This is a genomic window from Butyricimonas sp. RTP31003st1_G1_RTP31003_210430 (assembly GCF_040920905.1).
Lineage (GTDB): Bacteria > Bacteroidota > Bacteroidia > Bacteroidales > Marinifilaceae > Butyricimonas > Butyricimonas paravirosa.
This window is the reverse complement of record NZ_JBCOSQ010000019.1, coordinates 1-12,194: the sequence shown is the minus strand read 5'-3', so window position 1 is coordinate 12,194 and position 12,194 is coordinate 1. Positions and strand designations below refer to the sequence as shown.

The window sequence follows — 12,194 nt, the reverse complement described above, 5'->3', positions numbered from 1 at the left end:
AATCATGAAATCGAATTTATTGAAATCATTCAGATTGACCCTTGTATTTTGTGTCTTTTTTAGTGTTTTCTACATACTTGTCCTTTGGTTGTTTGCCAAGGTGGCAGGACCGAACGGTGGAAACGCCGAGGTGGCAGTGCTTGACGGGAAAGTGGTCGGGGGTGCTAACGTGGGACAGAATTTCACGAAGGATATTTATTTCTGGGGACGGCCTTCCTGTGCCGGTGACGGGTACGATGCAACCAGTTCGGCCGGAAGTAATAAGGCAACGACGAACCCGGAGTATCTGAAAGAGGTGGAGAGTCGTATCGATACTTTTCTCGTGAAACATCCCTACCTGAAACGGGAGGACGTGCCTGCCGATATTGTGACGGCCAGCGGCAGCGGTTTGGACCCGGATATTTCCGTGGCTTCGGCCTACGTGCAGGTGAAACGGGTTGCCGAAGCTCGGGGAATGTCGGAAGAGGCGGTGAAAGCGATTGTTGAAAAGGTGAAACAAGGCCCCTTGTTGGGGATGTTCGGCCCGTCGAAAGTGAATGTTCTAAAACTAAATATGGCCTTGGACGAGAAAGCCGATTAGTTTGATTTAGTTAGGTGTTTATTTTGCATCGGGGGATGCGTCCATCCCCCGATTTCAAAAAAACTCCTCCGTCACTTCGTGCCACCTCTTTCTTCCCCTGCCTGAGGGGAAGTACCCCGAAGGGGGGATGGGGAGGGAGAACAGAGGAGGAGCTGGTGACTCTTCCCGAAGAAAGGGAGTATTTCAACTCTCCCTCTGTTTATAGAGGGAGTACCCCGAAGGGGGGAGGGAGTTTAAAAAATGACTTTTGGGGACACCCCCGATTTCTTAAAAATGGAGGAAACGGTCGGGTGACCGCAAGGGATGTTATTACCCTTTAATTAAATAAGTTTTAATATGCAATTAGTAAAGAAAACAATGATGATGGCAGGGGCTTTGCTCCTTGCTTTAAATGTGTGTGGACAAGAGAATGTTCCCGTGGAGAAGAAGGTTGAAAAGAAGGTAACGAGTGAGAATCATGATGTCGGCAAGGTGAATTTTAAAGTGAGTGCCGACGTGGTGAGTTCTTACGTATGGCGTGGAGCTTACAATGCCGGAGCCAGTATCCAACCAACTCTGGGAATGAGTGCGGGTAACTTCTCGCTTACGGTTTGGGGATCGAAAGAGATCAGCGATTTACACAAGGAAATTGATATTACGGCTGCCTACAGTTTCGGACGTGTATCCGTGTCTGTTGCCGACTACTGGTGGGAAGGTGACAAGTTCTGGGAAAAAGAGGATAATTCTTCTGCCAAGTATTTTAATTTGGACAATCATGACACGAAACATCGTCTGGAGGCCGGGATTTCGTGGACAATTTCCGAGAGGTTTCCCTTGTCCGTGGCTTGGAACACGATGTTTTGGGGAGCTGATAAGGATGCCCGGGACGGGAAACAGAATTATTCTTCTTACGTGGAATTGAATTACCCGTTCACGGTTCGGCAGATCAACCTGACTGCAACACTGGGTTTTACTCCTTACGAGAGCCGGAATATGTATGGAACCGGAGGTTTTGATGTGTGTAATATCGCGTTATCCGCCGCGAAAGAGATTCGGATTTCAAAGAGGTTTTCCTTGCCTGTTTTTAGCCGAGTGATATTGAACCCTGCCGCGCAGGATGCACATGTTGTTTTCGGGTTCACTTTACAATAATCCTGTGCGTTTAAGGGGAAAAATCCTGTTTTTAATCGTTCAAATTAACTTACTTTGTTTCTTGTAACTTTTTGATTTGTAGTGTGTTATGAGTAATGTTACCGTATATTAGCCCTATTTCTACAACTTGGGGTACTCTTTTACGGTTCTTGATAGGTCATTGTAACATTCTGGTTACCTTAAGTTTATATGCGAAAAAGCAAGTAAAAATCAGTGATAAGTTATTTGACCGTTACCGACATTTATCGGTAACTTTACGGTAACTTTACGGTGACTTACCGGTAACTTACCGGTAACTTACCGAACAAGGAGTTAAGGATTCTAAAATCTACAGTTACTAAATCTAAGACCAGTGGGAAAAATTGGGGGGGATGTTTTATTGCCATCCCCCACCTAATACTTTGTAAAGATTAACGACGGAAAGCAGTTCATCCCGCACGGCATTGTTCAGGCCGATCTGGGCATCGAAGTAACCTCTTTGGGCATCAAGCACGTCTAGGTAACTGATCACCCCGTTAATATATTGCAAGTTGGCTAGTTCCATGTACGAGCGGGCGGCCTCTTCCAACCGGGCTCTTGATTCCCGCATATCCCGTATTTTCGAGAACGTGGTCAAGGCATTATCAACTTCCTTGAACGCGGATAGAACGGTCTGTTGATAGCTGTACGTCTCGGCCTCCAGCGCGGCACGGGCGGCTTTAAGACGAGCCCGGTTGCTCCCGGCATTGAACACGGGGGCAAGTAGTTTACCTCCCAAGTAAAAGTAAGGTGCTTTCAGGAAGTCACTGAGTTCGCTATCTTCCCGTCCGTATCTGGCCGTCAGCGTGATTTGCGGGAAAAGGCTGGTATAGGCAACACCAACTTTAGCGTTTGCCGCTTTTAGTTTATATTCCGCTTGCCGGATGTCGGGACGGCGTTCAAGCAGGGAAGAGGGTAATCCTACCGGAAGATCGGTCAACAGCGTTTGCCGATCGATGTTTTCCCCGCGGGGGATGTCCCCGGGATAATGGCCCGTGAGCAAGGATATTTCGTTTTCTTTCAACCGGATCTGTCTTTCAAGGTCAGGAACAAGGGTCGTGGTCTTCGCTAGTTCCACTTGTGCCTGACGATAGGCTGTTTCGGAAGTCAACCCGCCTTCGAAACGTAGTTTTGCCAGACGAACACTCTCTACACGAGCCTCGTAGGTCTGTTTGACAATACTTAATTCCATGTCAAGAGCCCGTAGCTCGAAATAGGCTTGTGCCACTTGTGAAACTAACGTCATGTGTAGGGCTCTTTGTCCTTCCACGGTTTGGAGATAGGCAGCCAAACTGGCCTGTGAACTCCAGCGGAGTTTTCCCCAAAGGTCAAGTTCCCAAGAGAGGGTGGCCTCCACGTTGAACGTGTTACCGGGAGAACGGTCATATTCTCTTTCAGCGAGCGCGTCTGCACCGACTTTGGGGAAGAGGTTCGCTTTCTCCATGCGGTGGGCGTAACGACTTTCTTTCACCCGGGCTGCGGCAGCCAGCAGATCCTTGTTGTAAGTGAGTGCCGTGTTGACGAGACGCTGTAACACGGTGTCCGTGTAGATCGTCGGCCATTGGATGTCAGCTACGGTCGTCGTGTCTGAACTGTTCGTGTCGGCAATTGTTGTCGGTAAATCCAATTCCGGACGAGTATATTTTTTACCAATCTTGCAGGAAGTCGCTAGACCTCCGACAAGCACGGCAACGAGTATGATGTGATAGTGTTTCATGACTGTGATATTTTGGGGTTTATAAAGTTTGTAAAGTTCATAAGGTTTATAAAGTTTATAAGGTTTATGGACCCCTGCGGGGCGCTTTGTTGACGGCAGCTCGGGCTGCCGTTAAACGCTGTCCGAAGGACACCCGTCACTTTATAAACCTTATGAACTTTATGAACCTTATAAACTATTTCTTTCTCCACATTTTTACCTTATAAATTTGCACGAAGAAGAAGGGTACAAGGACGATCCCAACGGTGATGGCAACGATCATACCGAAGAAGATTCCGGTACCGATGGAATGACGGCTGGCCGATCCGGGACCCGTGGCAAGGACCATGGGCAACATACCGAGTACGAAGGCCAGAGAGGTCATCAAGATCGGGCGGAACCGGGCTCGGGCAGCGGTGATGGCCGCATGTACGGCATCAACACCTTTATCCACTTCTACCTTGGCGAATTCCACGATCAAAATGGCGTTCTTGGCTGCCAGTCCGATCAGCGTTACCAAACCGATCTGGAAGTACACGTCGTTCTCCAAACCGAATACCCATACGCCGAGATAAGCCCCGAGAGCGGCAATCGGCAAGGATAACAACACGGCAATCGGCACGAACCAGCTCTCGTACAAGGCGGCAAGGAAGAGGAACACGAAGATGAAGACGAGCGACATCACCATCCCGGTTTGTCCTTCCGCTTTCTTCTCTTGGAAGGAAAGACCGCTCCATTCCGTACCGATGTTGTCGGGCAGGTGTTCACGTGCTAGTTTCTCGATGGCTTTCATGGCCTCTCCCGAACTGTGACCCGGTGCAGCCTCGCCGTTGATGATGGCTGTCGTGAACATGTTGAATCGCTTGATCGATCCGGGACCCGTGGTATTTTCCGCTTTACCGAGGGCCGTCAGGGGAACCATGTTTCCCTTGGATGTCTTCACGAAGAACATATTGAGGTTCTCTTTTTGCATCCGGTAGGGGGCTTCCGCCTGCATATATACCTTGTAAACCCGGTTGAACATGTTGAAGTCATTGACATACACCGAACCCGTGTATGCTTTCATCGTGGAGAATATATCGGCTAGGGGTATTCCTAGGAATTGGGCCCGGTCACGGTCCACGTCAAAGTACAACTGGGGAATCTCGGCTTGCAACGAGGAAGATACCCCGGAAAGGGCCTTGTCATTTGCAGCGTATTTCACCAGCGTGTCGACAGCATCTACCAGATTCTCGAAGGTGGCCCCGTTACGAGCTTCCACTTGTAGTTCGAATCCTCCCGACGTTCCCAATCCGGGGATAACGGGCGGGGTGGAGAGGAATACAAGGGCCTCCGGGTATTGTTTGAACTCGGTGCGGACATCATTCATCACTTCTTTCAGGGACATTCCGCCTTTCTTGCGTTCTTCCCACGGCTTGAGGATAACGGTCAATTCCGAGCGGGATTGGTTTGTCCCGACACGGGGACTACTTCCCGCCACGCTCTGCACGTATGCCACGGCAGGGTGTTCCTTCAGGTAATCGACGGCACGTTCCGTCACCTTGCGGGTGCGTTCCAGCGTGGCTCCCTCGGGTAACGCCAGTTCTACTTTGAAATATCCTTGGTCTTCCTCCGGCAGGAAACTACTGGGGATTACCCGGTTTAACACGATGATGAAGACGATAGCCATTCCGAACCCGGCGATGATTCGTCGGGGGTTGGCAAGAGCCCGTTGCAGAAAATGAACGTATTTGTTATTCCCGCGGGCGAGCCACTCGTTGATTTTACGGAACACGAAGTTCTTCTTCCCGTTAGACGGGCGTAACAGGATGGCACACATGGCAGGGCTTAACGTCAGGGCCACAACCAGCGAGATCAACACGGACACCACGATCGTGATGGCAAACTGACGGTAAAGCATACCGGTGATTCCCGGTAGGAAACTCACGGGTACAAACACGGCTCCCAGCACGAGCGAGGTGGCAACCAGCGCTCCCGTCAGCTCTTTCATGGCTTTACGGGTGGCCTTGTAGGGCGACAATCCCTCTTCTTCCATGATACGTTCAACACCCTCGACGACCACGATGGCATCATCGACGACAATACCGATGGCAAGTACCAGTCCCAACAGGGTCAGCATATTCAGCGAGAACCCGAAGGCCAGCATGAACCCGAAAGTTCCGATCAGGGACACGGGAACGGCAACGAGGGGAATCAGGGAGGCCCGCCAGCTTTGGAGGGAGAGGAACACGACGAAGATCACGAGGAAAAGCGCCTCGAACAGGGTTTTATATACCTCGTGGATGGATTCCGAGATGTAAGTTGTGATATCGAAAGGGATGTTATAACTTACTCCTTCCGGAAAATCTTTACTGATTTCTTCCATGGCTTTCACCACGTTCTTGGCCACTTCCATGGCATTCGCACCGGGGAGCATGTAGATGCCGAGTACGGCAGCATTCTCGCCGTTCAATCCACTCTCCGTGTTGTACGAGCTGGCCTCCAGCGATACTCTCGCCACGTCGCGCAAACGGATGATGGAACCGTCGGGATTTGCTCGGACGACAATCTCTTCAAATTCGTTTACGGAGGAAAGACGTCCCGGAGCCGTGATGGGGATGGTGATGTCCGTTCCGCTCATCGGTTGCTGGCCGAGTACCCCGGCCGCGGATTCCCGGTTCTGATCTTTCAGTACATTTTGTAAGTCTTTGATCGTTAACCCGAAATTGGCCATACGGTCGGGAAGAATCCAGATTTGCATGGCGTAGTAACGGCTACCGATGTTGGAAACACGTCCCACGCCGGGAACACGTTTCAGCACGTCAAGCACGTTGATGGTGGCGAAGTTACTGAGGTATATCTCGTCAAAACGAGGGTCGGATGAGGTCAGCGTGAGAGTCATCAACTGACTGGAAGATTGTTTCTCCACCTTGATCCCGTTCTGCACGACTTCTGTCGGGAGACGGGATTCTGCCAGTTTCACGCGGTTCTGAATATCGACGGCGGCCAGTTCGGCATCCGTGGATATGTCGAAAGTCACGGTAATTGATAGACCTCCCGAGTTGGAGCTACTCGATTCCATGTATAACATTCCCGGTGTTCCGTTCAGTTCCTGTTCGATGGGAGTGGCTACCGCCTGTGAAACGGTAACGGCACTGGCTCCCGGATAGGATGCGGATATTTTCACGACGGGAGGGGTGATTTGCGGGTACTGGTCCACGGGAAGTAGGAACAACCCGATGAATCCTACCAGCACGATGACGATAGATAGCACAGCCGAGAATATCGGTCTGTCAATAAAGAAACCGGGTTTCATAATGCAACCTCCTCCTCTTTAATCATTTCGGGGCTCACGGGTTTCACGAGCGCACCCGGGGTTAGTTTGTGGTAGCCTTCAACGACAACCAGCTCGTCGGGTCCAAGCCCGCGTTCTACCACGGTATGATTATTCACTTCGGGGCCGGTTTCGATGAAACGTTTCTCGGCTGTACTGTCGCGGCGGACAACGTATATGTAGGCGCCGCCTTTTTCAATGGCGACCGCCTTGCTGGGAACGACGATGGCGTTTTCACGCACGTCGAGTAACAACTTTACTTTCGTGAATTGTCCCGGCAATAGTTTCCTGTCGGGATTGGGGAGTTCGGCACGCACGCCGAATGTACCCGTTTGGGGATTTACCTGCGGGTCGGCGAAGTCCACGATTCCGGTTAGGGGATAAACCGAGTTATCCGCCAGCGTGATGGTCACGCTGGGTTGCCATGACCGGTTGGCGTCTTTTTCCCCGAGGGTTACATTCCGTTGCTGGCTACGCAGGTAGTCGAGGGCGGTAAGACTGAAATCCACGAGTACCTCGTCACTCTCCACGATGGTGGCCAATTGGGATTTCCCTCCGGGACCGACCAGTGTACCGATGTCAGCGTACCGTTCACTAATATATCCATCAATCGGGGAACGCACGGTTGTGTAGCTTAATTCGAGTTCAGCTTGTGCTAGGTCGGCTTTACTCATGGCGACGTTCGCTTTGGCACTCTCGTAGGCAGCCACGGCGTTGTCAAGGTCAAGCTGGCTGGCAGCCTTTTGCTCGTAAAGGGGGCGCAGGCGTTCCACGTCACGCTCGGCTTTTGCCTCTTGGGCTTGATCTTTTGCCAGTTGAGCCTTTGCCTTGTCAACACGTGCTTGGTAAAGGTCACTGTTTATTTTGAAAAGGGGCTGGTTCCGTTTCACGCGCTTTCCTTCCTCGAAAAGCATCTGTTCCAAGTAACCTTCCACGCGGGCTCTCACCTCGACGAATCCTTTCGCCCGGATCTGCCCGACGTATTCCCCGTATATTTCCACGTTATCTACTCCTACTTTTTCTACAGCCACTACTTGCCGTTCCGGTTCGGTCTTGTCTTTACATCCGGACAAGAGAATGAATGACACGAGTGTAATTGCTATTCCTAATTCTTTCATATGAATTGATTTTGTATACATTTTCGTCGTAATTCTTCTTATGCTATGAAAATAACATGCTACATTTTTACGTGATATTGTAAAAATAAGTTATCTTGTTGAGATACAATGTTATTTATGAATTCTGTTCGTTTGTCCATTTCAAAAACGGCGTGTTTCCGTGTAGAATAATACCACAAGTTGTGGAGGGGGCAAGTTGATTTCATGCTCGCTACGGTTTTCATTGCTTGGATAGGGTTATAACGCTTTTACAATGAGGTGTCCCACGTAAACGGCCGTTAACCCCAGTACAATGCTGAGGACCGTGTAGGACATAAAATATAAATAGTTTTGTTCTCTTAATAACACGAAGTTCTCGTTCATAAAAGTGGAGAACGTGGTGAATCCCCCGCATAAACCCACGGTTAAGAACAGACGTAGGTCTGTGTTAAGTAGATTGCTTCGCTCGAACAACCCGTAAAAAATCCCGATCAACAGGCAGCCTGTGATGTTCACGATCATCGTGCCAAAAGGGAACGCGGCAAGGAAATGATTTTGTACGAAACGAGTGAGGAGAAATCGAAATATTCCCCCGCAGAAGCTTCCGAGACCGATGATAAATAGTGTTTTGAACATATACTACGCCTACTTAATGGTTTAACATTTTACATGTAGGCATCATCAGCTTTTTCAAGCGGTTCGAGGTAGATACCATTACCATAAGTTGGGCGCAAAGGTATGATTTTTTATTGCCTTTGGCAAGTTGCAGGTTAGAAGTTTACAAGTTACAAGTTCTTTTTCCCGACAATCTTTTCCAATTCTTCCTTGTGCGGGAGTCGAGAACTTGTAACTTGCTAACCTGTAACCTGCAACTTGCAAGCGGCAATCTTGGCTTATTTCAACCCGTTTCTTTCCAGTAAAGCGTCAACGGTCGGCTCTTGGCCTCGGAAGCGCTTGTAGAGTGTCATCGGGTTTTCTGATGCGCCCTTTTCCAGCACGTTGCGGCGGAACGATTCGGCGGTAGCCTTGTCGAAAATACCGTTTTGCTTGAATAACGAGAAGGCATCGGCATCCAGTACTTCTGCCCACTTGTAGCCATAATATCCGGCAGCGTATCCCCCGGCAAAGATGTGTCCGAAAGCGGGAGAGAAGGCACTACCTTTCACAAGAGGCATTATCTCCGTTTTGCCCATAGCCCGTTGCTCGAAGTTCACGAGAGGTTCGGTGACAGGTTCGGTGATCGTGTGCCATGCCATGTCGACCATGCCAAAACTTAACTGACGGTCGCTCGCGTACCCGGCTTGGAAATTGGATGATTTCTTGATTTTGTCAATATATTCTTGCGGAATTTTCTCTCCGGTCTGGTAGTGTACGGCCCATGTGTCAAGCCACTCTTTTTCGAGGGCGAAGTTTTCCATGAATTGCGAGGGCAATTCCACGAAGTCGCGGGACACACCGTCCATGGACGTGGAACCGTAAGTACATTTACTGAACATTCCATGAAGAGCATGGCCGAATTCATGCAAGAAAGTAGTTACCTCGTTGAATGTCAGCAAGGATGGTTTCGTGTCGGTTGGTTTCGTGAAGTTCATCACGAGCGATACCAACGGGCGCTGATCTTTACCGTTAACCATTTTCTGACCGCGGAACTGGGTCATCCATGCTCCGCCTCCCTTGCTTTCCCGCGGGAAAAAGTCCGTGTAGAGAACGGCAAGAAACGATCCGTCATTGTCATATACCTCGTAGGTTTTTACCTCGGGGTGATATAACGGGATGTTGTTCACTTCCTTGAAGGTAATACCGTAGAGACGGGTTGCCAAGTCAAAGACACCCTTCTGCACGTTTTCGAGTTTGAAGTAGGGCTTCAGCATCTCGTCATCAAGGGCGTATTTCTCCTGCATCAATTTGTTGGAGTAATAGGACCAGTCCCAACGTTGCAATTCTCCCTTTAAGCCAGCTTTGCGGGCGAAATCCTCTACCTCTTTTTTATCTTTGAGTGCATAGGGGTAGGACGCCTCGTGCAATTCGGCGATGAAATTATTCACGATCTCCGGGGTGTTGGCCATGCGATCGGTTAATGCATAATTCGCGTAGGTCGGGTAACCCATGAGTTTCGCTTTTTCCAGACGCAGGGCGGTGATCTTCTTGACCACTTCCTCGTTGTTATACTCGTTGTCTTTGTATGCTCGTGTCGAGTTGGCACGATACATTTTTTCTCTTAATGTCCGGTTGTCGGCGTATTTCATAAGAGGACCCATGCTCGGGTAGTGGAGGGTGAATATCCATCCTTCCTTGCCTCGTTGTTTGGCCGTCATGGCAGCCATTTCCTTGGCTCCTTCGGGGAGACCGGAAAGGTCTTTCTCGTCGGTCACGTGCAACTCGAACGCGTTAGTCTCGGCCAGTTCGTTTTTATCAAAAGTCAGGCTTAGCTTGCCCAGTTCGATGGAAATCTCTTTGAAACGCTCGCGGTCGGCACCTTCTAGGTTTGCTCCCCCGTCGATGAAGGCTTTCCACGTGTTTTCGAGTAACATGGTCTGTTCCGGATTCAGGTTCAAAGTCGCTTTTTGCTCGTGAACTTGTTTTACCCGTTCGAAAAGTTGCGGGTTCATATAGATAGCGTGGCTGAATGAAGTCAGTTTCGGGGACACGTTTTGAGCAATGTCCTGCATCAGACTGTCAGTGAGACAAGCATTCAGGTTGAAGAATATGCCGGAAATGGCATTCATTTTTTCACCGATGTTATCCAGTGCCACGATCGTGTTTTCAAATGTCGGGTTTTCTTTCGAAGAGGCAATTTGCTCTACCTCTTTCTTGGCTTCCTCGATAGCCGCATCAAAAGCCGGTTCGTAATGCTCGGCCTTGATTTTATCGAAAGGGGGCGTCTGGTGGGGAGTGTCAAAACTCGATAAAAGCGGGTTTTGTTCCGTCTTTCCGCAAGATGCCACAAGAAGAATAATTGCAGCCATAAAAGTCGTTTTTCTCATTGTTTTTATAGATTTTGTATTCGAAATTTCGGTCACGAAGTTACAAATAAGTTTGGAAAGTTTATAGAGTTCATAAAGTTCATAAAGTTTGTAAGGTTCATAAGGTCTGTGGACCCTTGCGGGGCGCTTTGTCTACGGCAGCTTGTGCTGCCGTTAAACACTGTCCGAAGGACACCTGTGACCTTTTGACTTTATGAACCTTATGCACTTTATAAACTCATTTCTTTTTCCCCTTGAACACGATCTTGGGTTCCACGATCATCGGGATCACGGTTACCATGATGTCAAGGTTAAGTTGATCCTCGGTCACTTTCCCCTTGTGAGTGTAGGAAATGGTCTGTTGACCGACAGATACTTTACCGCCACCTTCCAAGTTAAGAGTGGAATCGGTTTCGGTTACTTTGCTCAATGCCGGGTTAACCGTGATGCCTTTCACGGGCATGGTGAAGTCCACGAGATTCAGCGTGACATTCTTGCTGGTATCCGCCGTGATGCTGATTTTACAGGGAATCGGACCTTCGGGAATAAGCGTGTTGCCGTTAGCGTCGGGTTTGAGCATGGCCTTCACGTGGTCGGGCAGGATGATCGTGGCCTCGCCCTCGTACAGGCCGGGTAGAGATGAAACGTCGTGTGCCCTACGGTCGCTGCAACTATTGCAAGAGGTTAATAATGAAGTTGTTGAAATAATGACTAATAATATCCCGATAAAGAAAATATTCCGTTTCATGAACTATTGATTTATTTTTGTATTTTCGACGGCTAAAAATATAAACTTTTATCAATTAAACCATCAGGATTATGAAATTTGTAGGATTACTTCTTCTTTTATGTTTCGCGGTCGGGGGATCGATGAACGCCACGCCGGTGAATAACACGAATAAGAAAGACCATGCGGCAGCTGTTGCCGGGACGTATAACGGGGAGGCTTTTATCGAAATCATGCAACAGAAGATGAAGTTAAAGCTCGAATTGCAACGGACTCACCGGGATAGTGTGATCGTGGTGGTGAAGGATTTTATGTTGCCCAACGGGCAGAAGTTTAACTATCGTTCGAACGGGGTTTCCGTGAAACCGGAAGTGAAAGATGGGAAAACCGTGTACAAGCTGAATATCTCGTTTACTTACACGTATAATGGAATGCCAATGAAAGTGACCGCCACGGGAACGGTGAAGGACGGGGAACTCGATTCGCTGGTGAAAGCCACGATCATGGATGCGATGGAGACGAAAGTGACGTACAAAGCGAAAAAGGCCTAGTAAAATCTAGTAACTCCGCTTAAAAAACAAGAGGAGTGTGGCAAAAGTCATTTTATTTCCAAAAACTCCTCCGTCACTTCGTGCCACCTCCTCTATAAACAGAGGAGGAGCTGGTGAC

9 protein-coding genes and 1 riboswitch are annotated in these 12,194 nt (G+C 49.1%); of the genes, 3 read left to right on the top strand and 6 right to left on the bottom strand.

What is annotated here, in order from left to right:
- The first annotated feature begins 4 nt into the window (after window positions 1–4).
- Both AB5542_RS07780 and AB5542_RS07775 read left to right on the top strand, forming a co-directional pair.
- Window positions 5–580: a K(+)-transporting ATPase subunit C gene (locus AB5542_RS07780; RefSeq protein ID WP_279040351.1), complete on the top strand. Its 576-nt coding sequence runs from the start codon at window positions 5–7 to the stop codon at window positions 578–580.
- A gap of 336 nt (window positions 581–916) precedes the next feature.
- Complete coding sequence (locus AB5542_RS07775) at window positions 917–1,711, top strand: hypothetical protein (protein ID WP_279040349.1); 795 nt, start codon at window positions 917–919, stop codon at window positions 1,709–1,711.
- Window positions 1,712–2,087: 376 nt separating this feature from the next.
- On the opposite strand, the gene AB5542_RS07770 is transcribed toward AB5542_RS07775, so the two are convergent.
- The 6 genes from AB5542_RS07770 to AB5542_RS07745 all read right to left on the bottom strand — a co-directional run bounded on the left by AB5542_RS07770 (window position 2,088) and on the right by AB5542_RS07745 (window position 11,546).
- The gene (locus AB5542_RS07770) at window positions 2,088–3,446 is read right to left on the bottom strand and encodes an efflux transporter outer membrane subunit (protein ID WP_087422080.1); all 1,359 of its coding nucleotides are present in this window, start codon (window positions 3,444–3,446) and stop codon (window positions 2,088–2,090) included.
- 175 nt (window positions 3,447–3,621) lie between these two features.
- Window positions 3,622–6,720 carry an efflux RND transporter permease subunit gene (locus tag AB5542_RS07765; protein ID WP_279040346.1) on the bottom strand — a complete coding sequence of 1,033 codons (3,099 nt, stop codon included), beginning with the start codon at window positions 6,718–6,720 and terminating at the stop codon, window positions 3,622–3,624.
- Complete coding sequence (locus tag AB5542_RS07760; RefSeq protein ID WP_034502406.1) at window positions 6,717–7,856, bottom strand: efflux RND transporter periplasmic adaptor subunit; 1,140 nt, start codon at window positions 7,854–7,856, stop codon at window positions 6,717–6,719. The genes AB5542_RS07765 and AB5542_RS07760 overlap by 4 nt, the downstream gene beginning before the upstream one ends.
- Window positions 7,857–8,093: 237 nt before the next feature.
- A complete protein-coding gene (gene crcB / locus AB5542_RS07755; protein ID WP_279040344.1) occupies window positions 8,094–8,471 on the bottom strand; it encodes a fluoride efflux transporter CrcB in 378 nt (125 codons plus the stop codon).
- A gap of 29 nt (window positions 8,472–8,500) precedes the next feature.
- Window positions 8,501–8,563: riboswitch (Fluoride riboswitch) on the bottom strand.
- Between the two features lie 165 nt (window positions 8,564–8,728).
- A complete protein-coding gene (locus AB5542_RS07750) occupies window positions 8,729–10,819 on the bottom strand; it encodes a M3 family metallopeptidase (RefSeq protein ID WP_279040342.1) in 2,091 nt (696 codons plus the stop codon).
- 217 nt (window positions 10,820–11,036) lie between these two features.
- Entirely contained in the window at window positions 11,037–11,546 is a 510-nt protein-coding gene (locus tag AB5542_RS07745; RefSeq protein WP_279040340.1) for a hypothetical protein, read from the bottom strand.
- A 71-nt stretch (window positions 11,547–11,617) separates the two neighbouring features.
- Between AB5542_RS07745 and AB5542_RS07740 the strand changes: the two genes are divergently transcribed.
- A complete protein-coding gene (locus tag AB5542_RS07740) occupies window positions 11,618–12,076 on the top strand; it encodes a hypothetical protein (RefSeq protein WP_087422086.1) in 459 nt (152 codons plus the stop codon).
- The last annotated feature ends 118 nt before the right edge of the window (window positions 12,077–12,194 follow it).

Excerpts from the sequence above, each read along its gene's own strand:
- AB5542_RS07780 (WP_279040351.1), top strand. The coding sequence starts at position 5 with ATGAAATCGAATTTATTGAAATCATTCAGATTGACCCTTGTATTTTGT.
- AB5542_RS07775 (WP_279040349.1), top strand. The coding sequence starts at position 917 with ATGCAATTAGTAAAGAAAACAATGATGATGGCAGGGGCTTTGCTCCTT.
- AB5542_RS07770 (WP_087422080.1), bottom strand. The coding sequence starts at position 3,446 with ATGAAACACTATCACATCATACTCGTTGCCGTGCTTGTCGGAGGTCTA.
- AB5542_RS07765 (WP_279040346.1), bottom strand. The coding sequence starts at position 6,720 with ATGAAACCCGGTTTCTTTATTGACAGACCGATATTCTCGGCTGTGCTA.
- AB5542_RS07760 (WP_034502406.1), bottom strand. The coding sequence starts at position 7,856 with ATGAAAGAATTAGGAATAGCAATTACACTCGTGTCATTCATTCTCTTG.
- crcB (WP_279040344.1), bottom strand. The coding sequence starts at position 8,471 with ATGTTCAAAACACTATTTATCATCGGTCTCGGAAGCTTCTGCGGGGGA.
- AB5542_RS07750 (WP_279040342.1), bottom strand. The coding sequence starts at position 10,819 with ATGAGAAAAACGACTTTTATGGCTGCAATTATTCTTCTTGTGGCATCT.
- AB5542_RS07745 (WP_279040340.1), bottom strand. The coding sequence starts at position 11,546 with ATGAAACGGAATATTTTCTTTATCGGGATATTATTAGTCATTATTTCA.
- AB5542_RS07740 (WP_087422086.1), top strand. The coding sequence starts at position 11,618 with ATGAAATTTGTAGGATTACTTCTTCTTTTATGTTTCGCGGTCGGGGGA.